Below are 25,271 nucleotides of genomic sequence, written 5' to 3'. Positions count from 1 at the left end.
AATATCATTATAATGTGCTGACTTTCTTGTTACATAGTAGTAAGAAAGATAAATATAGGGTTTGGATTTCAAGCCCACAAACAGGAATTCCGATTTGGAATTCAATGGTAGAAATAAGAAAGCAACCAGCGATTTAATGTTTTATTTCGTTCTGGCGGTTTTTTTATGCTCTTTTTAAATGCTCTTTTAATTGAGGTTTAAGAATGTCAAATCAACGCATTCGTATTCGCCTAAAAGCTTTTGACCACCGTTTGATTGACCAATCAACGGCGGAAATCGTGGAAACTGCGAAACGCACTGGCGCACAAGTACGTGGTCCAATTCCACTACCTACACGCTTTGAACGTTTTACTGTACTTACATCACCGCACGTAAATAAAGACGCGCGTGATCAGTACGAAATCCGCACCCACAAACGTCTGATCGACATCGTAGAACCAACAGATAAGACTGTAGACGCTCTAATGCGCCTAGACCTTGCTGCTGGTGTTGATGTTCAAATCAGCCTGGGTTAATCGGAAGATTAGAGAGGTTTTAGGAAAATGGCATTAGGTCTAGTCGGTCGTAAAGTGGGTATGACACGCATCTTCACTGAAGATGGTGTATCTATCCCTGTGACAGTTATCGAAGCGACGCCAAACCGTGTTACTCAGATTAAATCTGACGCAACAGACGGTTATGAAGCGCTTCAAGTTACTGCAGGCGAGAAAAAAGCAAGCCGTGTAAACAAAGCAGCAGCGGGTCACTTCGCTAAAGCTGGTGTTGAAGCGGGTCGTGGCCTGTGGGAATTCCGCCTAAATGGTGGTGAAGGCGATTTTGAAGTAGGTACTGAGCTTACAGTTGAATTATTCAACGACGTAAACAAAGTAGACGTTACTGGTACTTCAAAAGGTAAAGGTTTCCAAGGTGGTGTTAAGCGCTGGAATTTCAGCATGCAAGACGCAACACACGGTAACTCTTTGTCTCACCGTGCTCCTGGTTCAATCGGTCAAAACCAATCACCTGGTAAGGTGTTTAAAGGTAAGAAAATGGCTGGTCAAATGGGTAATGTGCAAACAACTACTCAGAACCTAGAATTAGTACGTGTTGACGCTGAGCGTAACCTGCTTTTAGTTAAGGGTGCAGTACCTGGAGCTATCGGCGGTGACGTAGTCGTTAAACCAGCTGTTAAAGCATAAGTCCTGGAGATTTAGTGATGGAATTAGCAATTAAAGGCGCTGGCGCGCTTGAAGTTTCCGAAGCTACTTTTGGACGTGAGTTTAACGAAGCATTAGTACATCAAGTAGTTGTTGCTTATGCAGCAGGTGCTCGTCAAGGTACTCGTGCTCAGAAGACACGTTCTGAAGTAAGAGGCGGTGGTAAAAAACCATTCGCTCAAAAAGGTACTGGCCGTGCTCGTGCTGGTACAATCCGCAGCCCAATCTGGCGCAGCGGTGGTGTGACTTTTGCAGCTAAGCCGCAAGATCACAGCCAAAAAGTTAACCGTAAGATGTATCGCGGTGCGATTAAGAGCATCTTGTCTGAGCTTGTTCGTCAAGAGCGTTTAGTAGTTGTTGAAAACTTCGGTTTAGAAGCACCTAAAACTAAAGAGCTTGTTGGTAAACTTAAAGAGCTTGAGCTTAAAGACGTGTTAATCGTGACTGAAGAAGTAGATGAGAATCTATTCCTTTCTGCACGTAACCTTTATAAGGTTGACACTCGTGATGTAGCTGGCATTGACCCAGTAAGCCTAATCGCTTTCGATAAGGTACTTATTACTGCAGGTGCTGTTAAGCAACTTGAGGAGGCGCTAGCATGATCCGTGAAGAACGTCTTTTAAAAGTAATTCTTGCTCCACACATCTCTGAAAAAAGCACTATTGCTGCTGAAGATAACAACACGATTGTTTTCAAAGTAGCAAAAGATGCAACTAAAGCTGAAGTTAAAGCGGCAGTTGAGAAGCTTTTTGAAGTAGAAGTAACTGGTGTTCGCACTCTAAATGTTAAGGGTAAAACAAAACGTACTGGCATGCGTTTCGGTCGTCGTTCAGACTGGAAAAAAGCCTACGTTACTCTTAAAGAAGGTAGCGAGCTAGACTTTGTCGGCGGCGCCGAGTAATAAGGGGAGTTAGAATTATGGCACTTCAAAAGTGTAAACCAACTTCTGCGGGTCGTCGTCACGTCGTTAAAGTGGTTAACCCTGATCTACATAAGGGTAAGCCATACGCTCCGCTTTTAGAGAAAAACTCTAAGTCAGGTGGTCGTAACAACAACGGTCGTATCACGGTTCGTCATATCGGTGGTGGTCATAAGCAACACTACCGTTTAATTGACTTTAAACGTACTAAAGATGGCATTCCAGCCACTGTTGAGCGTTTAGAGTACGATCCAAACCGTAGCGCAAACATCGCTCTTGTATTATATGCAGACGGTGAGCGTCGTTACATCATTGCACCTAAAGGCCTTAAAGCCGGTGATCAAATCCAGTCTGGTGTTGATGCACCAATTAAAGCTGGTAACACATTGCCGATGCGTAACATGCCTGTAGGTTCGACTGTACACAACGTTGAATTAAAACCAGGTAAAGGTGCTCAAATCGCACGTTCTGCTGGTGCATACGTTCAAATCCTAGCACGTGAAGGTCAATATGTGACTCTACGTCTTCGTTCAGGCGAAGTTCGTAAAGTTGAATCTGACTGTCGCGCTACCTTAGGTGAAGTAGGCAATGCTGAGCATATGCTTCGTTCACTAGGTAAAGCTGGTGCTACTCGCTGGCGTGGTATTCGTCCGACTGTTCGTGGTGTTGCCATGAACCCGGTTGATCACCCACACGGTGGTGGTGAAGGTCGTACTTCTGGTGGTCGTCACCCTGTGTCTCCATGGGGCAAGCCTACCAAAGGTGCTAAAACGCGCAAGAACAAGCGTACAGATAAATTAATTGTACGTCGTCGTACTAAGTAATAGTTGAGGAATTGCCATGCCACGTTCTCTCAAGAAGGGTCCATTCATAGACCTACACTTGCTGAAGAAGGTAGAGAAGGCGTTGGAAAGCGGTGACAAGAAGCCTATAAAGACTTGGAGCCGTCGTTCAATGATCATCCCTAATATGATCGGATTGACCATCGCAGTCCATAATGGTCGTCAGCACGTCCCTGTATTTGTTTCGGACGAAATGATCGGTCACAAACTAGGTGAATTTGCACCTACACGTACTTACCGCGGCCACGCTGCGGATAAGAAAGCTAAAAAGCGTTAATCGGAGGGTATGATGGAAGCATTAGCTAAACACAAATTCGCCTCTGGTTCGGCGCAAAAAGCACGTCTAGTAGCTGATCAGATCCGCGGACTACCGGTAGATCGCGCACTAGAAATCCTGGCGTACAGCCCAAAGAAAGCGGCTGTATTAGTTAAAAAAGTACTTGAGTCTGCTATTGCTAACGCAGAGCATAACGAAGGTGCTGACATTGATGAGCTACGTGTAGCTACGGTTTTTGTGGACGATGGTCCTACAATGAAACGTATCATGCCACGTGCTAAAGGACGCGCAGACCGCATCCTTAAGCGTACAAGCCACATCACTGTTGTGGTTTCAGATAGCTAGGAGATATAAGTAATGGGACAAAAAGTTCATCCTACTGGTATTCGCCTAGGTATCTCTAAACCTTGGGTTTCTACCTGGTACGCGAGTACAAAAGATTTCTCTGCACAGCTTTTTGGCGATCACAAAGTGCGTCAATTCCTTACTAAGGAATTGAAAGCAGCTTCTGTGTCTAAAATCGTTATCGAGCGTCCAGCTAAATCAATCCGTGTAACAATTCACACAGCTCGTCCTGGTGTTGTTATCGGTAAAAAAGGCGAAGACGTAGAAAAGCTTCGTCAAGCTGTAACAAAGATTGCGGGTGTACCTGCTCAGATCAACATTTCTGAAGTACGTAAACCAGAGCTTGATGCACAATTAGTTGCAGACGGCATCGCATCTCAGCTTGAGCGTCGTGTTATGTTCCGTCGCGCTATGAAGCGTTCGGTACAAAATGCAATGCGCATTGGTGCTAAAGGTATCAAAGTTGAAGTAAGCGGTCGTCTTGGCGGCGCTGAAATCGCACGTTCTGAATGGTATCGTGAAGGTCGTGTACCTCTACATACTTTACGTGCAGATATCGATTATGCAACTTCTGAAGCGTTAACCACTTACGGTATCATTGGTGTTAAAGTTTGGATCTTCAAAGGCGAAGTAATTGGTGGTTTACCACTAGTTCAAGAGCAAGAGAAGCCATCTAAGCGTGCGCCGAAGAAAGCCAAAAAAAGTGCTAAGTAAGAGGTAGCGATAATGTTACAGCCAAAACGTACAAAATTCCGTAAAGTGCATAAAGGCCGCAACCGTGGTCTTGCTAACAACGGTAACAAAGTAAGCTTCGGTTCTTTCGGCTTGAAAGCTACAGGTCGTGGCCGTATGACTGCTCGTCAAATTGAAGCAGCTCGTCGTGCTATGACACGTCACGTAAAGCGTCAAGGTAAAATCTGGATCCGTGTATTCCCAGATAAGCCAATCACTGAAAAGCCGCTTGAAGTTCGTATGGGTAAAGGTAAAGGCTCTGTTGAGTACTGGGTTGCAGAAATCCAGCCAGGCAAAGTACTTTATGAGATGGAAGGTGTTTCTGAAGAGCTTGCTCGTGAAGCATTCAACCTTGCTGCTCGTAAATTACCTTTCAAAACAACATTTGTAACTCGGACGGTAATGTGATGAAAGCTAGCGAACTGAAAGACAAAAGCGTAGAAGAGCTAAATGCTGAACTTCTTGAGCTACTACGTGAGCAGTTCAACCTGCGCATGCAAGTAAGCACAGGTCAGCTAGCTCAAACTCACGAGCTGAAAAAAGTACGTCGCAGTATTGCGCGTGTTAAAACGGTTATCAACCAGAAGGCAGGTGCATAATGAGCGATAAGATCCGTACTCTTCAAGGTCGTGTACTAAGCGACAAGATGGACAAATCTATCGTTGTTGCTATCGAACGTCAGGTTAAACACCCGATCTACGGTAAATTCATCAAGCGTACAACAAAGTTGCACGCACATGATGAAAGCAACACAGCTAAAGCAGGCGATACAGTTACTATTAGTGAATGTGCGCCAATTTCTAAGAATAAATCTTGGACTTTAGTTGATGTGATTTCACGTCCTAAGCAAGCTTAATTTTAGTTTTATACTAATTTAAACTTTGTTTTAAAAAAGCCCTGACCTTTGGTTGGGGCTTTTTGTGTTTGGGACGTTTATCTTATCAGTATAAACACAGATGCACTTGCACCATGGTTACAACAGATGATTTTATAAACCATTGATTTGTCATCAGGTGCTGTATCTACCTAGTAATACTATTACATTAATTGTATCAATCAAATTGACCAATTTTATCTAGTCTCTTAAACATAAATTCTTTACCTTCTAACTGTCAGTGATGAATGTATTCCAGGTTATTATAGGAGTAATTTTTAACGCAGTTAATGGGTCATTTAGCTCGCTAGAATGATCAATGTGTTAATAAATTAGTATAAATATCCTGTCGAATGAAAAAACAACAGCAAGCCTTTTTAGATTTTACGAGAAATCGAAGTAACGGATTGAGCTATAATAGGAGCTCAGCTATGGTTGAACCATCAAAAAATAAATTTATAGTGAGTTAATCCTCTGGTTCATTAGCTATTTTCATTAAAGCGGCAGCAATCTAGTACTTATTGCAAAACAGTCACAGAAGGAATATAACCATGAAGGATATGGTAGTAAAATCGACAGTCGCAACAATTCAAAGCGGTGCGGCTAAAGCCGATGGTAAATTTTGGATAACTGAACTGAGTTAATAATTAGCTAATCGGATAGCTGTTGGTCGTTAACCTCCAGCCCCACGCCACCTATCATGTGCCTTGTAATAACTTTAAGTGAAATGGAGGTTCATTTCTTGAAATGAATATGTATCTAAATATCTCTTAGTGTAGTGACGTTAAGTCTTTAGAAGCAAATAGTTATGCTTATCGTAATATTTATACCTTCTGTTTTTTGGGCATACTGAGTTTTGACGGTTCCAGCCTCAACATATTCAATGTAAGTTGTCTTAAAATCGCCATATTTTAGAGTAATAAACACTGCTAATTTTTGGAGATAACTTTTAAAAATCATAGACATCATAGTAAGTTTCAACTAATTTGTTCATGCTCGTTCCTTTTTGATCTAATCACTATTAGTTGAATAACCGGCTTATGGAATGTTTATTGAGTTCCTTTAAATTAGTTATTTCTTATCCAAAGTTCAGGCTAATGTAGCAATTAGTGGTGTACCATCAAAACAGTTATTTACAGCGGCTTGAAGAGTTTCTACGAACGACTGCTGTTTAAAGTGGGAGGATTACAGAAGATGTGGACAGTATGAATATAAGGAAGTGGCTTTATGTAGGAGGATTGCTAGCTGGTGCGGTTATATGGGGGCTTTGGTTTTATTGGTACTCAAATTTAAACGAGCTTTTGGCTAGTTGGAAGACTGGGTTAACCATGTTGTTTGGCTCTTTTGTTGCCGGTTCTACCCCTTTGGGTGGTGGCGCGGTCGCTTTCCCTGTATTTACTAAAGTACTAGATGTAACAGCTCAGGATGCGAGAGCCTTTTCTTTATTTATTCAGTCTGTTGGTATGTCTTTTGCTGTGCTCTATTTTGTTAGCCGGCGAATATTCATTGATTGGAATGTGATCGTAAAAGGTCTTGTTTTTGCTGTTCTAGGCCAGATTTGTGCGTCGTTCTTTCCGCTTTCTGATGGACTGTTTTTAAAATATCTGTTTACTTGTTTTTTATTATTTGTAGCAATTTTATTGCTTCAAGAGCGAGTGAAACAGATGTATATGCCAGAGCAGTTCAGGTTAAATAGTTCTTTTATGTTGACGACTTTTATCGGCGGTTTGATCTCTGGTTACTTAGGTGCAGGAGCAGACACATTGTTGTTCTTTTTCTATATTGTGCTGTTAGGTAGCTGTGCCAAGCCAATCATTCCAACTACCGTTACGTTTATGGCATTAAATGCGATTGTGGGGTCAGGGATATTTTTTTTACAGGGACATCAGCCATCTGAGTTCGTTGCAAATAGCTGGTTTTTTGCTGCACCTATTGTTGCCATTGGTGCGCCACTGGGGGGGAGTATTATGACCAAGCTAAAGCCCGCTTTGATTGTGGGTTTTGTGGTTTTGATCATCTTGATGGAGGCTGCTAGTTCTTTGGTATTGCTGCCCCTAAACTTACTCGAAAAGGCTGTAGTTACGATCTTAATCAGCTGCTTAGTTGTGGCTATTTTACTTAAAAATAAACAGCTAATGGGGATGTATTGGCAACAAAAGATAAACTTTAGAAGACAATAGATGATTTATCGACGACGCTCTATTTTAATAACAGAGCGTTGACTGATTAAGGTTATTCTTCGTCAATAATGGGTACTTCTAAGCCCATATCTTCCATAATTTTTCGTACTTCTTCAGGCACTTTTTCTGGGTTATCTTTGCGTAAGTCTTCGTCACTAGGTAACGGTTGGCCAGTAAATGCATGCAAAAAAGCCTCACATAATAGCTCACTATTGGTTGCGTGTCGTAAGTTATTAACCTGGCGGCGCGTACGTTCATCAGTGAGTACTTTTAGCACGTTTAGCGGGATAGAAACGGTAATTTTTTTTACTTGTTCAGACTTTTTACCATGTTCAGCATAAGGGTGAATATACTCACCATTCCATTTAGCCATAATGTTTTTGTTGCCTCAGTGTTGGGAATGCTAATAAGACTGGATTCGTAAACTTAACATGTGAACTCCATGATATAAACTAACCTTGATAAGTGTACCGATGATAGTTTATTCAAAAATGCAGTTTTATTAGCAATACAATTAAATTAAGTGGCGAAATTTTATCGGTTTAAAAAAGATAGTCAAATACTAGTTGATTAGCCATATAGAAGTATAAATGCTTTGACTTCTACTTTTTAATCATCTAACCTTTTAGACGTCTAAACATCCAATTATCTAGGTGATGATATGAGTCAAAGTAAAAAGTCGACCATAGCAGTACGTTACGGCATTGAAGCCGATAAACATCATGGTGCAGTTGTACCGCCTCTTTATTTATCAACAACGTACTCGTTTGCTGATTTTGATACTAAGCGTGCATATGATTATGGTCGCAGCGGCAACCCGAACCGCGATACGCTAGCTCAAACCCTTGCGCATCTAGAAGGAGGTGCGAGGGGTATTATCACGGCAACAGGTATGTCAGCAGTGCATTTGATAACACAATTACTAAATCATGACGACACATTAGTGATACCGCATGATTGTTATGGTGGAAGTTATCGTTTATTTACGTCTTTGCAAAAACGAGGGCTATTAAAATTAGCTGTGTTGGATCTTACACAGCCACAAAGTTATAAGAAAATTCTAACAATAAAGCCTAAGTTAGTTTGGATAGAAACACCAAGTAACCCTATTTTAAGATTGACCGATATTGCTGCTGTTGCAAATGCAGCAAAAGAAATAGGTGCTTTGGTTGCCGCAGACAATACGTTTTTATCTCCTGCGCTGCAAAACCCTATTAAGTTTGGTGTAGACATTGTTGTGCACTCAACTACCAAATATATTAATGGTCATTCTGATGTTGTTGGAGGTGCTGTTATAGCTAATACAGCTGAACTTGGTGAAGAGTTGGCATGGTGGGCAAATAATATAGGTATTACAGGCGCGCCATTTGATAGCTACTTAACCCTGCGAGGCTTACGTACATTAAATGTTCGTTTGAAGCAACATCAAGAAAATGCACTAGCAGTTGCCCAATATCTTGAACAGTCGCCTTATGTGAGCCAAGTTTATTATCCCGGTTTAGAGTCTCATCCACAGCATGCGCTTGCTAAGCAACAGCAAGAAGGTTTTGGCGGTATGGTAAGCTTTGACATCAAAGGTGGCTTAAAAGACTCAGCGGCGTTTCTGACGAGCCTTAAGCAGTTTTCATTGGCGGAATCGTTAGGCGGGGTGGAGAGTTTAATTTGCCATCCGGCAACAATGACCCATGCTGGGATGGAGCCCCAAGCCCGCCTTGATGCGGGCGTAGGCGATACTTTGATACGCATTTCTGTTGGTATTGAAGATGTGCAAGACTTATTGGATGATTTGGAGCAAGCATTTAAAAAAGTGCAACAGGGTAATGCAAATGGCTCAGATGATGCAAAATCTTTTAAATTAACGCCGGCTCATACGGCTTTGTGGTAAAACAATGGCAAAAGTAGTACATAAATTTGGTGGTTCAAGTTTAAGCAGTGCTGAGCGTTATCAAGCAGTGGCACAAATTGTATTGAGCCATTGCCGAGCAGGTGATTGTGTAGTGGTATCTGCTGCGGGTAAAACGACGAATACTTTGGTAAAGTTATGGCAAAGCTATCAGCAAGATGACATCCAAGGCTTTAGTGATATTCTTTTACAATTAGAAAATCATCAAGCTGAGCTTATTAAAGCGTTGTTTCAAGCACAGCCGCAGCGTCAATTATTATCGCAATTAGATACTGAGTTACAAGTAATTACATTACATGCAAAGCAAAAAACCTTACATGAAGCGGCTTTGCTCGCACATGGAGAATTGTGGTCAGCACGCATTTTAGGTTGTTACCTGACTCAATTAGGGTTTGCTGCAAGGCATGTAGATGCAAGGCGTTTGTTTACTTTGCATCAAGGCCAACTCTTACATCAACAAAATAAACGCTCGTGTGCCGAGCAGTTATCTGAGCGTGTTTTATATGTGGTTACTGGTTTTATTGCTAGTGATGTAGCAAATAATACCGTTACATTGGGGCGCAATGGCAGTGATTATAGTGCTACTTTATTGGCAAATTATATAGATGCCAGCGCAGTGTCTATTTGGACTGATACGCAAGGTGTTTTTAGTACCGATCCTCGTAAAGTCGCAAGTGCTATCAAATACCCAAAAATATGCAGAGCACAAGCTCATTTGCTTGCACGTTTAGGTAACCCAGTTCTACATGCAAAAACGTTATCACCACTTAAACATACTAACATTAAGCTCCAAGTTCGTAGTAGTTTTGATGTGGAAGCAACGCCGACTGAAATAGTTAAAGAAGGGTATAGTAAAGCAAAGCGTTTCATTACCACGTTTGATGATTTAGATTTAATTCGTGTAGATGCATTGGCGCAAGGTGAAGTAAGTGAATTAAGTCACTTGATTCAGCACAGTATTCACCAATTTACAACGAAAGGTGAAGCTTTCCTTTTGATCCCCGCACAAAGTACACATCGCGTGCTAAAAGTTTTATCTGGACGCGCAAATATCGTTGAAAGCGCTCTTCAAGGATTTGCCATTGTTGCTTCATCTGCAGACATTGCTCAGCTGCAAACACTGGCCGCACAGCTGCTCAATGAGCAAAATGTGGTGGTACGCTTTAATCATCAAGATAAAGAATATGCGCTGTTTTTAACTGATCAGGCGATTGATAGCGATGTATTGGCTATTTTGCATGATCAGTTAGTCAGTAAAGATCGAGAACTTGCGGTAGTCATTGCTGGTTTAGGCAATGTTGGTGAAGTGTTTGTACAGCAGTGTCAGCATCAGGTGGCACGTTTGCAGCAGCAATTTGATGTTAAAGTAGTTGCTTTAGTACGGTCTAAAAAAATGTTGTTTTCTGCTAACGGTATTGCTTTAAATACATGGCAGCAGCAGTGGGAAAATGAGTCGAATACGTACAGTAATGAAGAGTTAATAGAGCGGATCGGTGAACTTGATTATGAGCATAAAGTCGTAATAGATATTACTGCAAGCGAAGCATTCAGTGATTTATATCCTCAGCTTATAAACCAAGATTGCCACTTGATAAGTGCGAATAAATACGCAGGTACGGCGCAAAGTGCATGGTATCAACAGCTGTGCGAGCAATTATTTGAGCGAAACTTATATTGGCGCTATAACACCAGTGTTGGCGCAGGTTTACCAATCAATTTTGCATTGGCTGATTTACAACATAGTGGTGATAGAATTACGCATATTGATGGGGTGTTTTCTGGTACGTTATCATGGCTGTGTAGTAGCTTTGATGGAAGTCAAACGTTCTCAAGTTTGGTGTTAGAAGCTCAGAAAATGGGTTATACCGAACCAGATCCCAGAGAAGACTTGTCTGGACGAGATATGCAGCGTAAATTGTTGATTTTAGCCCGTGACATTGGGCTGACATTAGATTTGGCAGATATTGAACTAGAACCTTTAATGCCACAAGAGCTAGCACAGGGGAGTTGGGATGAGTTCCTTACTCGTCGTGAAGAACTTGATGTATTTTATGAGCAGCAGTACCAAAGTGCATTGGCACAAGAAAAGGTACTACGTTATACAGGCTCATTACATGTTTTAGAGTCAGGTAAAGTAAAAGCCAAAGTAGGTATTGCCTTTGTTGATAAATCATCCGCGATAGCAAATTTAACCCCTGGCGATAACATTTTTGTGATTAAAAGTGTGTGGTATGAGCTTAACCCACTAGTGTTACAAGGCCCAGGTGCAGGTAAAGAAGTCACGGCTGCAGGGATACATTCTGACTTATATTGGTTAGTGCAGATGCTTAAATAACAGAGTTCATAGTAAGCTGTTTTTCAATAGTTTGAGGACGATATTATATATCGTCCTTTTTGTATCTAAGCATTAAAAAAGCTCTTCTTGTTGTGGTTCATCATCAAATGGTGTGCTGTTATTCTCATCAAGCGCATATTTAGTGGGTGCTGTACCCGAAATAAAGTACTCGAAGCGGCTTGTGTGATCATTTTTATCGCTTAGCAATCCTGTTTTTAGGTCTATACGGGTAGATATTAGCCCAGGAGGTGGTTCAATTGGTGCAATAGGCTGACCATCCAGCGCAGCTCTCATAAATTCTACCCACGCAGGTTGTGCAGTGGTTGCACCTGACTCAGCGCCGACAATTTGATTTTTACCTAGATTGGTGTTGTATGCTGCCCTGCCAAGAGGTTTGCCAGCATCATCAAAGCCTACCCAAATAGTCGTTAATACATGGCGATTAAAGCCGCTAAACCAAGTATCGACAGAGTCATTGGTTGTGCCCGTTTTTCCTACTAAATCTCGACGCTTTAGTGTTTGTGCTCGCCAGCCTGTACCAGTCCAACCAGTTTTATGTCTCCAACTGCCGCCGCCCCAGATAGCACTGTGCATCGCACTGGCGACTAAAAAAGCGTTTTGTTCAGAGATCACACGAGGAGCACAACGCTCAGAGTGAGTTTCTAATTGCTGTTCATCACAAGCAATTAAAGGCTCTGCTTGACCTAATGTGTTACCAAAGGCGTCTTGTAATTCATGAATAAAATATGGTTCAATGAGGTGGCCACCATTGGCAAAAGTACTCATACCACGTGCCATTTCTAAAGGGGTGATAGCGGCGCTACCAAGAGCCAATGATTCACTGCGGTTGATATCCGCGTCAGCAAAGCCAAACTTTAATAGGTGATCAGCACTGCGCTGTAAACCAACACCTTTAAGTAGTCTGACAGATACGACATTCTTCGATTGTGCTAATGCGCGACGAATACGAATGGGACCATTGTAGACTTCTGGACTATTTTTAGGACGCCATGCAACACCAACGCTTTTATCCCACTGGTTTATAGGCGCATCATTAATGATTGTTGCAAGTGTATAATCATTTTCAAAGGCAGCTGAGTATATAAAGGGTTTAATATTTGAGCCTACTTGACGTTTTGCTTGCGTAGCTCGGTTGTACTGGCTTTGAGCAAAGCTATAGCCACCAACAAGGGCTTTGATGCGACCGTTTTGTGGGTCCATAGAGACTAAAGCACTAGCTGGTCGCGGGTACTGGCTTAGTTGCCAATATTGAGGTTGTTGGCGCACCCAAATCTGCATGCCTGGAGAGAGTATTTCTGACGCTGTTTTAGGGGGCAAAGCTTGGCGTGTATCAGAAATATAGGCACGGGCCCACTTTAATCCATCCCACGCCAAGGTGATATAGTCACCAGATTTTAAAAGCGCAGTGGCACTTTGTTCTGCCACATCAATGACAACGGCGGCTTTGAGTGAACCAGGCTCTTTTACGTTACTTAGCTTTTCTAATATCCTATGGTTGTCTAAAGCGGGTTGTTCACTATTCCATAAAGTGCGCTCTGGGCCTCGAAAGCCATGGCGCATATCATAGCTATGTAAATTGTTAATGAGTGCTGCTTGTGCTGCTGCTTGAATGCTAGACTCTACCGTAGTAAACACTTTAAAGCCGCTATTGTAGGCTTTGTCTTCGCCGTATGTTTCAACCATGTAGCTACGTACCATTTCAGCGATATAAGGGGCGTAGAGCTCTATCTCAGCACCATGAAACTGTGCGGTTATGGGGGCACTTCGTGCTTGTTCATACTGTTTTTGTGAAATATACTTTTCTTTGAGCATACGCCCCAGTACGACATTTCTGCGTAATTTTGCACGGGTCGGGTTTCGAATAGGGTTTAGTGCAGATGGCGCTTTAGGCAAACCTGCAATCATCGCCATTTGAGCTAGCGTGAGTTCGTTTAGGTTTTTACCATAGTAAACCTGTGCTGCAGCACCGATGCCAAATGCTCGATTACCTAGCTCAATTTTATTCAAGTACAGAGCTAGAATTTCATCTTTACTTAATAGTCGTTCAATATGCAGTGCAATGAAAATCTCTTTTACTTTGCGAATATATGCTTTTTCTCTGGTTAAAAAGAAGTTACGTGCCAACTGCATGGTAATGGTGCTGGCCCCTTGTTTCTTTTGCCCTGTACTAATTAACACAATAGCTGAGCGAACAATACCTATCGGGTCAACGCCAAAGTGTTCATAAAAACGATTGTCTTCTGTTGCGAGAAATGCTTTTAATAATGATTCGGGAATTTGTTCAATTTTGACTGGGATACGGCGTTTTTCGCCAAACTGGTTAATTAATTTCCCATCCTGGGTAAAAACTTGCATTGGGGTTTGTAATTGTACATCTTGCAATACTTCTACACTCGGTATGTCTGATTTGACATAATAATAAAGGCTGAGTAACGTAAGTAGACCCAAAATGCTCAAAACGACGAAAAATTGTATTACTCTTATCAATAAAGTCACGGAATGTTTCCTAGTTAGACTCCCAATTATAGGTAGACACTGCTAGTATATCTTGAATGAAAAACGATTAATATTTTTTGTGGTTATAATTATAACTAGTTAAAAGTTAAAACAAAGGATAAAGACCAAGCGCATGCTCAGCAACCTTTTTCAAAAGCAAGCTCCGATGATGATTGGCATCGATGTTGGCTCGCATTGTGTCAAGGCATTATTATTGTCGCAATCTTCCGCTGGCTACCGTGTTGAAGCTTTGGCTATTGAGCCAGTACCTAAAGGTGCAATTACTGAGCGTGCAATTCAAGATATTGAAGCCATCGGTCGAGTAATAAGCAAAATAAAAAAGCGCATTCCTAGGCTCACTCAATTTGGTGCTGTTGCAGTATCAGGCCAAACCGTGATCACGAAAGTGATTTTTATGGATGTGTCATTAACCGATGCTGAATTAGAGTCGCAAATTGCGATTGAAGCCGATAGTTTGATTCCTTACTCTTTGGATGAAGTGAGTATTGATTTTGAAAAAATATCTGTGAATGAAGCGGACCCATCTAAAGTTAATGTGCTGTTATCTGCTGCGCGTACTGAAAGCGTTGAAGCACGTGTCGGTGCGCTAGAAGAGGCAGGTTACCAAGCTAAAGTGGTTGACGTAGAAAACTACGCATTAAGTCGTTCATTAACCATAATGTATGGCCAACTTCCAGCAGACGCTTTTGATAAAATGGTTGCTGTTATTGATATTGGGGCCGTGATTAGCTTGGTAAGTGTTGTGCTTTCAGGTAAAACAATTTACACGCGTGACCAAGTATTTGGTGGTGAACAATATACAAATAGTATTGTTGCTTATTACAACAAATCATTTGATGAAGCTGAAATAGCTAAAACAACAGGTGACTTGCCGCCAAACTATATATTCGAGGTATTAGCGCCATTTCAAACTGCATTGTTACAGCAGATAAGGCGTGCTGTACAAATGTTCATTACAAGCAGTGGCAGAGAGCAAGTCGATTATATCGTACTTACTGGAGGAACTGCGTTAGTTGAAGGATTAGATAGACTGCTTATAGAAGAGCTTGGTATTCATACTATTGTTGCTGACCCATTTGCCGATATGGAAATAGGTCCTAAAGTCGACCGTAATGTGTTAGAGCGCCATAAACCACAATTTGCAATTGCAGCAGGTTTGGCATTAAGGAGTTTTTCATCATGCCACATATAAACCTGTTGCCATGGAGAGAGCAAAGGCGACAAGCTTCTCAGAGGAAGTTTCTTTCTATTGTGGTAGCCAATGTTGTTGTGGTGCTATTTATTTTGTACTTAATAGGTTCTTTTTACGATGGTTTAACGGCAGGTCAACAGATAAAAAATGATTATCTAAATCAGGAGGTTGGTCAATTAGATAGCCGTATCGTTGAGATTAATAACTTGAGCCAGCAAAAAGAAAGCTTACAAAGACGTATAAACTTAATTGAAGAACTGCAAAGTAACCGAAATTTAGGTACGCAAATTATTGATGAAGTTGTGAGAATTGTGCCTGCAGGGGTGTACCTTACAAGCTTGGAGCGAAAAGAAGATCTAATTAAAGTTATAGGGCGCAGCGAGTCTAATAACCGTTTGTCGCAAATGTTACGTTCAGTTGAAAGTTCATATTTACTCGAGCGGCCCACAATACAGGGCATTGTAACAGGCGAGCAAAGTTCACGTTTATTAAGTGATTTTACTATGCACTTTTATGTAAAGCCATATCGTGAAATTAAGGTAGCTGAACGTGATAATTAAATCGGCATTAATGAGATAAAAACGTGAATTTTGACTTAAAAGCTATACAGAATATTGATTGGAATGAGATTGAACTCGATAACATTGGCGAGTGGCCGGTTGCGGTTAAAGTTTTATGTTGTGTGTTGGTTGTGATTATTACATTTGTTGTAGGTTACAGCTTACTCGTATCAAATTCGATAGAGCGTTATGAGCATGTGGTTCAGCAAGAGGTACAGTTGCGCAATAGTTATAGAATCAAATATGCACGAGCAAATAATTTAGACTTATATCGTCAGCAAATGAAAGATATGGAAGCGCAATTTGCTCAGCTTTTACGTCAATTACCTTCATCGAACGAAACACCTGGTTTATTGGACGATTTGACATATGTTGGCACATCGAGTGGTTTAACTTTTTTGAAAATAGGCTGGTTGCCTGAAAATAAAAAAGAGTTTTATACAGAGTTACCAATCAAACTTGAGGTTATAGGCACCTATCACGAATTTGGAGAGTTTGTTAGTAAAGTTGCTCAATTGCCTCGTATCGTAAGTTTGCATGATTTTCGTATAGAAAATGCAGGCAGTAGTACCTTGGTATTTAGCGTAGTGGCTAAGACTTATCGCTATGGGCAGGGTGAAGAATCATGACGAAAAGGAACTGCTATTTGATGCTTAGCTTAGCTGCACTGTTTGGTTGTAACGATGATACTGCTGAGCAAAAGGAGTTTATTGATCAAATTCAAGCGAGTGCGACGCCCCAGGTTGAGCCTGTTCCTCAAATGCGTGATTTTACTCATTTTGCATATACCGCGAATAATCTAAGAAGCCCATTTGTTGCTCCTGAACCTGAAGTGATAGAGAGCAAAATGATTCAGGTACAAAACTGTTTACATCCCGAACCTGACAGAGCGAGAGACCCTCTTGAAAAATACCCAATTGATACACTATCAATGAAGGGGACTATAGCAACTAAAGAGATCACGTGGGCATTAATTAAAGCATCCGATCAAGGTTTTTATAAAATAAAAAGTGGTCAGTATATGGGCCTGTATCACGGTGAGGTTATCAATGTTCAGTCAGGATTTATAGAATTATTAGAACTTATCCCTGATGGTAGTGGCTGTTGGAAAGAGCGCTTATCTAGGGTAGAGATCCGAGAAGCACAAGAGAGCAGTGTGAGTGAATAACAACAAAGGTAGTGAAAGTATGACCCATATCGGGAATAGTTTGAGCGTAAAAGGTATTATTTACGGCTTATTATTGGTCGCGTCAAGCTGGGTTAATGCATTGCCTATGCTATATGATGTGCGTTATAACCCAGTTCCTGATGGAGAGACGCAGTTGGAACTGGTGTTTGATGAACAGCTTGAAAGTGAACCTCAAGTACGAGTGTTGACGGAACCTGCACGTTTTGAGCTGTTTTTCTCAGCCGTTGAATTTGAAGAAAGTCTTAAATCATTGGATGTGAATAAGGCTGGGATCACGACGATTGCAAGTAAGCTCACTGATGACGGTATTATCGTGACCGTGTATATGGAACAGTTAAAGCTTTACAAAACATACGTTAAAAACAATATTGCCTATCTCCAAGTTTCAGATAACCCGATCCCTTCAGAAGCAAGTAGTGATACAAGTTTACAAAAGAACCAAATTCAATCAATCGACTTTCGCCGTGGTGATAAAGGTGAGGCGAAAGTTTTAGCATTTTTAAATAGTCCCCAAGCTGCGATTGATGTACAAGAACGTGGCGGTAAAATTTATGCTGATTTTCATAATATAGCTATTCCTGATGATTTATTATATGAATTAGATGTGCTTGACTTTGGTACCATAGTGAGTCGTATAGAAACATTTCGAGAAAGTGCCAAAAGTAGGCTGGTGATTGAGCCAAATGGCGCGTTTAAATATACTTATCAACAGCTAGATAATATCTTCACTTTAACGGTTGAAAAAGATGATGAAGAGCGTAGTTTTGGCGTGAGTAAGAGTTATCAAGGCCAGCCTATCACATTGAATTTTCAAGATATTCCGGTAAGATCGGTACTACAAATTATTGCTGATACTAATAACTTTAACTTAGTCACAAGTGATACTGTATCAGGTAATATCACTTTACGTTTAGATGGCGTTCCATGGGATCAAGCTTTAGATGTCGTTTTAAGAATCAAGGGGCTTGATAAACGTATGGATGGATCAATATTAATGGTTGCGCCTTCTGAAGAGTTAGCAGCCAGAGAAGCTAAAGAATTACAGGCTCGTAAACAGGTTGAGGAGTTAGAGCCGCTTTACAGTGAATATATTCAGCTGAATTATGCCAAAGCAGAAGAGTTTGCCGACTTACTCAAAACGGACATTAACAGTATTGTTAGTGATAGAGGGAGTGTATCGGTTGATAAGCGGACTAACACGCTATTAATTAAAGATAGCGCCCGAAGTATTGAAAGTATTCGACGTATGGTTGAAACACTGGATGTGCCAGTAAAACAAGTTAGAATTGAGTCACGGATGGTAACAGTCAAAGATAACGTACAAGAAGATTTAGGTGTACGCTGGGGCTTTGGCGATCAGCAAGGCACAGATGCTATTTCTGGGAACTTAACAGGTGCTCAGGAGCTGTCTAATGGCATAACACCGGATCTTGCCAATCGTTTAAATGTTAATTTGCCCGTTACAGGCGTCTCGGCTGGTACAATTGGTATGCATATCGCGAAACTTGCTGATGGTACTTTAATTGATTTAGAGCTATCTGCTTTGGAGCAAGAAAATAAAGGTGAGATAATCGCAACACCGAGTATTACAACCGCTAACCAAAAGAAAGCACGCATAGAGCAAGGTACTGAAATTCCTTATTCTGAATCTGCAGGTGCAAGTGGTGCAACCTCGGTGAGCTTTAAAAAAGCGGTGCTAAGCATGGAAGTAACACCACAAATCACACCGGATAATAAAATTATACTAGACTTGGTTATCACTCAGGACACACGAGGCGACAATGTTCAAACGTCATCAGGTCCTGCAGTGGCAATTAATACACAAAAGATTCAAACCCAGGTGTTGGTCGATAATGGTCAAACGGTTGTATTGGGTGGAATTTATCAGCAGGAAATTACAAGCGCAGTAAGTAAAATTCCACTATTAGGTGATATTCCGTACCTAGGCGCGATGTTTAGAAACACTCGAGAAATAAACGAGAAAAAAGAATTACTGATTTTTGTGACCCCAAAGATCATGATTGACGGTCAGTAATGAGCATATAGTTGGACGAATTTAACTACTGTAGTTGCTTTTTATACTATTTAACTTGAAATCGTTCATGGATTACTGAGATAATCCCTTCCTTAATTTTGGGGCCAGGTCGTTAGGCGGGGTTTTATTTCAAATTTTAGAGTTCGTTAGTACTAAAAAGATATGGCTGAGAAACGTAATATATTTCTAGTAGGCCCTATGGGGGCTGGTAAGAGCACAATTGGTCGTCACCTAGCTGATCAATTACACCTTGAATTTTTCGACTCGGATCAAGAAATTGAACGCCGTACAGGCGCAGATATTGCTTGGGTGTTTGATCTTGAGGGTGAGGAAGGTTTTCGAGTACGTGAAGAAGGCGTAATTTCGGACCTCACAGAAATGCAAGGTATAGTTTTAGCAACAGGTGGTGGTTCTGTCGTTAGCAAAGAAGTGCGCAATAAGTTATCTGCGCGCGGTATCGTTGTTTACTTGGAAACGCCAATTGAAAAGCAAGTTGCTCGCACACAACGTGACAAGCGTCGTCCTCTGTTACAAACAGAAGAAGCGCCACGCGATGTACTAGAACGTTTAGCAGAGGAACGAGAGCCTCTGTACAAAGATGTTGCAGACTTTGTGGTACGCACAGATGAGCAAAGCGCAAAGGTTGTAGCAAATCAAATCATAGAAAAGCTAGATTTTTAATTTTGACTACCTAGGAGGGATAGATGCTTGAGTTGAAGGTAGATTTAAACGAGCGAAGCTATCCTATCTACATAGGTCAAAATTTATTAGCAGATGTTGGGCGACTGACCAAGCACATCGGTCAGTGTCGTCCAGTCATCATTACAAATCACACTGTAGCGCCATTATATCTAAATAGCCTACTTGGTGCGCTCAATGACTATGAGCCACTTCATTTCATTTTACCTGATGGTGAACAATATAAAACACTGACTTCATTTGAGCAGGTTAATGCTTTCTTGTTGCAAAATAATTGTGCAAGAGACACATGCCTAATTGCTTTAGGTGGAGGTGTTATTGGTGACTTGACTGGCTTTGTAGCGGCTTGTTATCAGCGCGGTGTTCCTTTTATCCAAATTCCTACTACGTTGTTATCCCAAGTAGATTCGTCTGTTGGCGGTAAAACAGCAGTAAATCACCCTTTAGGTAAAAATATGATAGGGGCTTTTTATCAGCCCAAAGCGGTGTTTATTGATACTGACAGTTTATCTACTTTACCAGTAAGAGAGTTTGCAGCGGGAATGGCTGAGGTCATCAAGTACGGCCTTATCCATGATGAGCAATTTTTAACGTACCTAGAAGATAACCACGACGCATTATCAACATTACAGCAAGATGTATTGATGCATGTGATCCACCGTTGTTGTCAAATAAAAGCCGAAATAGTGGCACAAGATGAAACTGAAGTAGGAATCCGAGCGCTATTAAATTTGGGCCATACATTTGGACATGCTATTGAAGCGCAAATGGGTTATGGCAACTGGCTTCATGGTGAAGCTGTGGCTGTGGGTATGGTGCTTGCTGTAAGGTTGGCTGCATTACGTGATGTGTTAACCGGGGCTGAGGTTGCTCGCGTTGAAGCTTTAATACAAAGCTATCAGTTGCCTACGGTGGTACCTAAGCAAATGAGTTCTGAGCAATTTTTGTTTCATATGCGCAAAGATAAGAAGAATAAACAAGGGCGTATTCGCTTCATTGTACCTACTTCTCTTGGGGCATGTGCATTGGTTGATGATGTGTCTGATGACACGGTGAGTTTACTAATAGGCCGCTAATGCAGTCGAAAATTTTACCGAGTAGAGCTGCGCTAGTTGATAGAATAGCGTTACAGTTTGAGTATGGACAAAGTCTGATCTGTTTAGTGGGTTCTTCTGGTCTAGGTAAAAGCTATATTGCAGAATCTTTCATTACTGATAAATATTCCGAATTTAATAAAGCCTTTATACAATTATCAGCAACAACCAAAGATAGTGAACTTATGATGCAATTATTGCAGCATAGTTTTCGAGCTCCTTTAGTTGATCATAATCAATCTCTTAGCCAAAACTTTTATGCTTTGTATCAGAAAAACCCACCGGGGCCCTGTTTATGGGTATTAGATGGGTCACGGCATTTGTCTGACGAAATGATCACTCAGTTACAGATCCTAGCTAAAAAGAGTCCAGAAACGCTTTATATATTGGTAACAGCTCAGTCTCCAAATATGTTACCACAAGCACTTGATATTCATTTAGAGAGGCTGTCGATAGATGAGTCTCGTCGTCTTATGGCGATGTTTTTTAAACAACTACCTTCGCAGGAAGACCCAATATTTAATGCTTTTTTAAGTGGCTGCGAAGGGAATCCAGCTGTTTTATTGCAGTGGCAAACTGAGCAACAAGTTGACTTAAGAGCTGGGACTAAGCAAGTGTCAAAATTGTCATGGCACTTGGTACTATTGACCGTCATATTGGCTATCTTAATGGTGGCCCTAATTTATCAAAAAGAGCTAACTGCATTGCTCCCAGCATCAGAGCAAAGTGAAGAATTGAATACTGTATTACCTGTGTCAAAAGCGCTCGATAATGAGCCAGAACAGCAGGCCGATACTTTAAAGACTGAGCAAGTTATAGCGAAAGATCATGTAGTTCAGCCCAGTAATCAAGATAATAATGAACAAGTGAATAGGGTATCGAATAACAGTTCAGCTCAAAATATTGCTGCAATCGTTTCGGCTTTAGCAAATGAAAAGCCCATTACTGAGAGTATGCGAGCGTCTTATGATCAAATAGAAAGCCAAAAGGCTGCGACGAATTTAAAGGTTATACCGAAGCAGCAAGCAGGTGAGCCTAGCCGTATTGAATTATTAGACACTGATGTTGAACCAAAAAAAACGACGAAAGATATTATTGAAAAACCTTTAATTAACAGTAGACAAGCACTAAAACAAAATGATAGCGAGTGGTTGCTAACACGTAATAATAATGAGTGGGCGATCCAATTATTAGCAGTTAAGGACGAAGCAGTTGCACAAGAATTTGTTGATTTGTATCAGTTAACTAATGTTAAAGTGTATAAGGCAACTCGCATCAATAACAGTTGGTGGATTGTTATTTTGGGTCCCTTTGAAAGCTTAGAGCAGGCACAATTAGCAAAATCATCACTGCCAGAACAAATATTAAGTGGGCAGCCATTTTTTAAGAAAGTTGATAAAATAAAACAGGAAATTGACCTACCGACTCGGTAATTACCGACTTTTAGTGTAAAATCGGCCCACATTGTTTATAAATAGAATCAGCATGCAGCAAAAGACTCGCGCCTTCCTCAAGTGGGCTGGTGGAAAATACAGTTTGGTTGAAGATATTGCTCGACGTTTGAAAGTAGCAAGTCAAGATGCCGATACATTAGTCGAGCCATTTGTAGGTGCAGGATCAGTATTTTTAAACACCAATTTTAAAAAGTACTACTTAAATGACATCAATGCTGACCTGATTAATTTATATAATGAGCTTAAACGCCAGCCAGATGAATTTGTAAGTGATGCTAGAAAGTTGTTTGTGGAGCTTAATAACCATCCTGATGCTTATTACTCTTATCGCTTGCAGTTCAATGCAAGTGTTGACATATATGAGCGTGCAATTTTATTTTTGTATATGAATCGTCATGGTTACAATGGATTATGTCGTTATAATTTAAAAGGTATTTTTAACGTTCCGTTTGGGAAATACAAGCGGCCATATTTTCCAGAGAAAGAGTTGTATGCGTTTGCTTGCAAAGCACAAAAAGCAACATTTACTTGCCAAAGTTATGCTGATGCTTTTCGTAAGTTACCTGAAAATGCCGTTGTATATTGCGATCCGCCCTATGTGCCTTTAAGTAAGACGGCTTCTTTTACTTCCTATGCAAAAGGTGGCTTTGACTTAGATGATCAAGCGAATTTAGCGAATTTAGCTGAACAAACTGCGTTTTTGCATCGAACACCAGTATTAATTTCAAATCATGATACGGTGTGGACGCGTAAGATATATAGCCAAGCAAACTTAGATGTTATTCAGGTTAAACGCACTATTAGCCCTAAGGGAAATGGGCGAAATAAAGTCAACGAGCTAATGGCTATGTATGATAAGCGCGAATGTTATGGTACAAGATAGTTTACAAAAGCTGCTAACATAACAACAAATGTAATAACTAAAATGATACCTACAATAAGGTAGGGTGCAACGGCAGGCTTACTAAAGTCGTCTTTATATTTTTTTTCACTTTGAACTCCTATCATTGCCGCCAACACACTTTGGAGTATTCTAGGGGAGAACATTGAGATTATATCCCTGGCCTTTGCGGTATACTACTATCGCTTTGCCTACCAGAACCAAGAAGCAGCTCCAACAGATCAAGATAATGAAATTGAGCGCTCCCACTTTCACCCATCAACCAAGAATACCAATTAATATCTGTTTGTGTTTTACAGTACTGTGATGTATTTCTAGAGGATTCGCATGTGCAATTGTCATGTTTGGTAAGTGCTAACGTAGCGCTGCCATCTTGAGAAACAAAACTCACTGACATAACCACTACCGCACTAAGCACAAGCATCCGTGTTCTAAGCCGACCTAACATAATATTACTCCACCTAACGGTTATCATTAGATAGTACACAACAATCGCTCATTAAACAAACTGAATTTGCATTTTTACTTGACATAACACGCCTAATAAATCTGAGTGAACACCTTATATAATCTTATTACTGTGTCGAAATTCTAAAATAAGGTAAAGTATTGCCGACAAATCGAGGAACAGAGGCTTTTTATTGTGCAAAAAAATACCAATTACTTAATCGCACCATCTATTTTGTCTGCAGATTTAGCCCGTTTAGGTGAAGATGTAGAGCGAGTGATCCAAGCTGGTGCTGATGTAGTTCATTTTGATGTTATGGATAATCATTATGTTCCCAACTTGACGTTTGGGCCTATGGTTTGTAGAGCGCTGCGCGAGTACGGCATTACAGCTCCGATTGATGTTCACTTAATGGTTAAGCCCGTTGATTCTTTAATACCAGACTTTGCTAAAGCTGGCGCGAATATTATTACTTTTCACCCAGAAGCCAGTGAGCATATTGACCGTACAATCAGCTTAATAAAAGACCATGGCTGTCAAGCTGGTTTAGTATTTAATCCTGCAACGCCCTTACATTATTTAGATCATGTGATGGATAAACTTGATGTAATATTATTGATGTCTGTAAATCCTGGGTTTGGTGGTCAGAGTTTTATCCCTCATACGTTAGATAAGCTACGCCAAGTAAGAACATTAATCGATAATAGTGGTAAAGATATTCGTTTGGAAGTAGATGGCGGTGTTAAAGTTGATAACATTGCACAAGTTGCGGCTGCAGGAGCTGATATGTTTGTGGCCGGTTCAGCTATTTTTAACCAGCCAGATTATCAAGAGGTTATTACACAAATGCGCCAGCAATTATCTAAGGTGTAGTAAGTAATGCGTTATCAAGGTGTTTTATTTGATTTGGATGGTACGTTAATAAACAGTGCACAAGATATGTATATCGCACTGAACCTGACATTGACGGAAGTCGCATTCCCTATTGTTAGCTACGCACAAGTTTCTACTTGGGTCGGTAATGGTATTGATATGCTGGTTAAGCGGGGATTAAGTGGTGGTATAGAAATTAATACTGAGTTGCCACAGGTATTAGTTGATGTAGCCATTGCAACATTTAAAGGGCATTATAAATTGTTGGCTGGACAGTACGTAAACCTTTATCCTAACGTAGTCACTGGATTGGCGGCATTAAGTGGCTTTTCAAAGTCGGTGGTCACCAACAAAGATAGGATGTTTACTGAACCCCTTTTGGAGCGGTTAAAGTTAACCTCACATTTTGAGGTACTTGTGTGTGGTGATGATGGGCTAAAAAAGCCAGCTGCGCAGCCATTGCTACAAGCTTGTGAGAAAATGGGACTAAAACCCCATGAAGTTATCATGGTAGGCGATTCAAAAAGTGATATTCTAGCTGCACACAATGCAAATATTGATGTAATAGCCTTAACTTATGGATATCATCAAGGGGTAAATTTGCAAGAATTTAATCCACAGTACCTCTGTGACGATTTCTTAGATATAATCCCCATTTTAACTCAGCGATAATATAATATTTTAT

General features: G+C 40.8%; 29 protein-coding genes. 25 read left to right on the top strand and 4 right to left on the bottom strand.

Annotated features, from left to right (window positions below):
• Nucleotides 1-203: 203 nt before the first annotated feature.
• The 12 genes from rpsJ to OCI93_RS07565 all read left to right on the top strand — a co-directional run bounded on the left by rpsJ (nt 204) and on the right by OCI93_RS07565 (nt 7,365).
• Nucleotides 204-515: a 30S ribosomal protein S10 gene (rpsJ, locus tag OCI93_RS07620; protein ID WP_002957900.1), complete on the top strand. Its 312-nt coding sequence runs from the start codon at nt 204-206 to the stop codon at nt 513-515.
• 27 nt (nt 516-542) lie between these two features.
• The gene (gene rplC, locus OCI93_RS07615) at nt 543-1,178 is read left to right on the top strand and encodes a 50S ribosomal protein L3 (protein WP_261594061.1); all 636 of its coding nucleotides are present in this window, start codon (nt 543-545) and stop codon (nt 1,176-1,178) included.
• A 17-nt stretch (nt 1,179-1,195) separates the two neighbouring features.
• Nucleotides 1,196-1,798 carry a 50S ribosomal protein L4 gene (rplD, locus tag OCI93_RS07610; RefSeq protein ID WP_261594060.1) on the top strand — a complete coding sequence of 201 codons (603 nt, stop codon included), beginning with the start codon at nt 1,196-1,198 and terminating at the stop codon, nt 1,796-1,798.
• Entirely contained in the window at nt 1,795-2,097 is a 303-nt protein-coding gene (rplW, locus tag OCI93_RS07605) for a 50S ribosomal protein L23 (protein WP_261594059.1), read from the top strand. The genes rplD and rplW overlap by 4 nt, the downstream gene beginning before the upstream one ends.
• Before the next feature lie 17 nt (nt 2,098-2,114).
• Entirely contained in the window at nt 2,115-2,939 is an 825-nt protein-coding gene (gene rplB, locus OCI93_RS07600; protein WP_261594058.1) for a 50S ribosomal protein L2, read from the top strand.
• 16 nt (nt 2,940-2,955) lie between these two features.
• Entirely contained in the window at nt 2,956-3,234 is a 279-nt protein-coding gene (gene rpsS, locus OCI93_RS07595) for a 30S ribosomal protein S19 (protein WP_010561269.1), read from the top strand.
• Nucleotides 3,235-3,246: 12 nt separating this feature from the next.
• Nucleotides 3,247-3,579, top strand: coding sequence for a 50S ribosomal protein L22 (rplV, locus tag OCI93_RS07590; protein ID WP_192508981.1), 333 nt, complete (start codon nt 3,247-3,249; stop codon nt 3,577-3,579).
• 12 nt (nt 3,580-3,591) lie between these two features.
• Nucleotides 3,592-4,293 (top strand): 30S ribosomal protein S3, encoded by a 702-nt coding sequence (gene rpsC / locus OCI93_RS07585; protein WP_261594057.1) that lies wholly within the window; start codon nt 3,592-3,594, stop codon nt 4,291-4,293.
• Nucleotides 4,294-4,305: 12 nt separating this feature from the next.
• Nucleotides 4,306-4,719, top strand: coding sequence for a 50S ribosomal protein L16 (rplP, locus tag OCI93_RS07580; protein ID WP_261594056.1), 414 nt, complete (start codon nt 4,306-4,308; stop codon nt 4,717-4,719).
• Nucleotides 4,719-4,910: a 50S ribosomal protein L29 gene (rpmC, locus tag OCI93_RS07575; protein ID WP_261594130.1), complete on the top strand. Its 192-nt coding sequence runs from the start codon at nt 4,719-4,721 to the stop codon at nt 4,908-4,910. Before rplP ends, rpmC begins: the two co-directional genes overlap by 1 nt.
• Nucleotides 4,910-5,167, top strand: a complete 258-nt coding sequence (gene rpsQ / locus OCI93_RS07570; protein ID WP_261594055.1) for a 30S ribosomal protein S17 — start codon at nt 4,910-4,912, stop codon at nt 5,165-5,167. Before rpmC ends, rpsQ begins: the two co-directional genes overlap by 1 nt.
• Before the next feature lie 1,223 nt (nt 5,168-6,390).
• Complete coding sequence (locus OCI93_RS07565) at nt 6,391-7,365, top strand: sulfite exporter TauE/SafE family protein (RefSeq protein WP_261594054.1); 975 nt, start codon at nt 6,391-6,393, stop codon at nt 7,363-7,365.
• Nucleotides 7,366-7,417: 52 nt separating this feature from the next.
• Here OCI93_RS07565 and metJ read toward each other — a convergent pair whose 3' ends face one another.
• Entirely contained in the window at nt 7,418-7,738 is a 321-nt protein-coding gene (gene metJ / locus OCI93_RS07560; protein WP_261594053.1) for a met regulon transcriptional regulator MetJ, read from the bottom strand.
• A 288-nt stretch (nt 7,739-8,026) separates the two neighbouring features.
• On the opposite strand from metJ, the gene metB reads away from it, so the two are divergent.
• Nucleotides 8,027-9,250, top strand: a complete 1,224-nt coding sequence (gene metB, locus OCI93_RS07555; RefSeq protein ID WP_261594052.1) for a cystathionine gamma-synthase — start codon at nt 8,027-8,029, stop codon at nt 9,248-9,250.
• Between the two features lie 4 nt (nt 9,251-9,254).
• Nucleotides 9,255-11,603: a bifunctional aspartate kinase/homoserine dehydrogenase II gene (gene metL / locus OCI93_RS07550; RefSeq protein WP_261626146.1), complete on the top strand. Its 2,349-nt coding sequence runs from the start codon at nt 9,255-9,257 to the stop codon at nt 11,601-11,603.
• Between the two features lie 72 nt (nt 11,604-11,675).
• On the opposite strand, the gene OCI93_RS07545 is transcribed toward metL, so the two are convergent.
• Nucleotides 11,676-14,120, bottom strand: a complete 2,445-nt coding sequence (locus tag OCI93_RS07545) for a penicillin-binding protein 1A (protein ID WP_261626145.1) — start codon at nt 14,118-14,120, stop codon at nt 11,676-11,678.
• A gap of 133 nt (nt 14,121-14,253) precedes the next feature.
• On the opposite strand from OCI93_RS07545, the gene OCI93_RS07540 reads away from it, so the two are divergent.
• The 9 genes from OCI93_RS07540 (at nt 14,254) to OCI93_RS07500 (ending at nt 23,247) form a co-directional block, all read left to right on the top strand.
• Entirely contained in the window at nt 14,254-15,333 is a 1,080-nt protein-coding gene (locus tag OCI93_RS07540) for a pilus assembly protein PilM (protein ID WP_261594049.1), read from the top strand.
• Complete coding sequence (locus OCI93_RS07535) at nt 15,321-15,893, top strand: PilN domain-containing protein (protein WP_261594048.1); 573 nt, start codon at nt 15,321-15,323, stop codon at nt 15,891-15,893. The genes OCI93_RS07540 and OCI93_RS07535 overlap by 13 nt, the downstream gene beginning before the upstream one ends.
• Nucleotides 15,894-15,916: 23 nt before the next feature.
• The gene (locus tag OCI93_RS07530; RefSeq protein WP_261594047.1) at nt 15,917-16,522 is read left to right on the top strand and encodes a type IV pilus inner membrane component PilO; all 606 of its coding nucleotides are present in this window, start codon (nt 15,917-15,919) and stop codon (nt 16,520-16,522) included.
• Complete coding sequence (locus OCI93_RS07525) at nt 16,519-17,061, top strand: pilus assembly protein PilP (protein WP_261594046.1); 543 nt, start codon at nt 16,519-16,521, stop codon at nt 17,059-17,061. Before OCI93_RS07530 ends, OCI93_RS07525 begins: the two co-directional genes overlap by 4 nt.
• A 19-nt stretch (nt 17,062-17,080) precedes the next feature.
• Nucleotides 17,081-19,117: a type IV pilus secretin PilQ gene (locus OCI93_RS07520; RefSeq protein WP_261594045.1), complete on the top strand. Its 2,037-nt coding sequence runs from the start codon at nt 17,081-17,083 to the stop codon at nt 19,115-19,117.
• A gap of 162 nt (nt 19,118-19,279) precedes the next feature.
• Nucleotides 19,280-19,798, top strand: coding sequence for a shikimate kinase AroK (gene aroK / locus OCI93_RS07515; protein WP_261594044.1), 519 nt, complete (start codon nt 19,280-19,282; stop codon nt 19,796-19,798).
• Between the two features lie 23 nt (nt 19,799-19,821).
• Nucleotides 19,822-20,892: a 3-dehydroquinate synthase gene (gene aroB / locus OCI93_RS07510; RefSeq protein ID WP_261594043.1), complete on the top strand. Its 1,071-nt coding sequence runs from the start codon at nt 19,822-19,824 to the stop codon at nt 20,890-20,892.
• A complete protein-coding gene (locus OCI93_RS07505) occupies nt 20,892-22,343 on the top strand; it encodes an SPOR domain-containing protein (RefSeq protein ID WP_261626144.1) in 1,452 nt (483 codons plus the stop codon). The genes aroB and OCI93_RS07505 overlap by 1 nt, the downstream gene beginning before the upstream one ends.
• Nucleotides 22,344-22,395: 52 nt before the next feature.
• Complete coding sequence (locus OCI93_RS07500; protein ID WP_261594041.1) at nt 22,396-23,247, top strand: Dam family site-specific DNA-(adenine-N6)-methyltransferase; 852 nt, start codon at nt 22,396-22,398, stop codon at nt 23,245-23,247.
• Here the strand turns inward: OCI93_RS07500 and OCI93_RS07495 are convergent.
• A complete protein-coding gene (locus tag OCI93_RS07495) occupies nt 23,232-23,372 on the bottom strand; it encodes a DUF2970 domain-containing protein (protein ID WP_261594040.1) in 141 nt (46 codons plus the stop codon). The genes OCI93_RS07500 and OCI93_RS07495 overlap by 16 nt on opposite strands.
• Before the next feature lie 44 nt (nt 23,373-23,416).
• Nucleotides 23,417-23,713, bottom strand: a complete 297-nt coding sequence (locus OCI93_RS07490; RefSeq protein ID WP_261594039.1) for a hypothetical protein — start codon at nt 23,711-23,713, stop codon at nt 23,417-23,419.
• Between the two features lie 195 nt (nt 23,714-23,908).
• On the opposite strand from OCI93_RS07490, the gene rpe reads away from it, so the two are divergent.
• On the top strand, nt 23,909-24,586 hold the full coding sequence (rpe, locus tag OCI93_RS07485; protein ID WP_261594038.1) for a ribulose-phosphate 3-epimerase: 678 nt from the start codon (nt 23,909-23,911) through the stop codon (nt 24,584-24,586).
• Between the two features lie 6 nt (nt 24,587-24,592).
• A complete protein-coding gene (locus OCI93_RS07480; RefSeq protein ID WP_261626143.1) occupies nt 24,593-25,258 on the top strand; it encodes an HAD family hydrolase in 666 nt (221 codons plus the stop codon).
• Nucleotides 25,259-25,271: the final 13 nt, after the last annotated feature.

It is taken from the genome of Pseudoalteromonas holothuriae (assembly GCF_945859825.1).
GTDB classification, from domain to species: Bacteria; Pseudomonadota; Gammaproteobacteria; order Enterobacterales; family Alteromonadaceae; genus Pseudoalteromonas; species Pseudoalteromonas holothuriae.
Note: the sequence above shows the minus strand (reverse complement) of the source record. Positions and strands in the feature narration are given on the sequence as shown.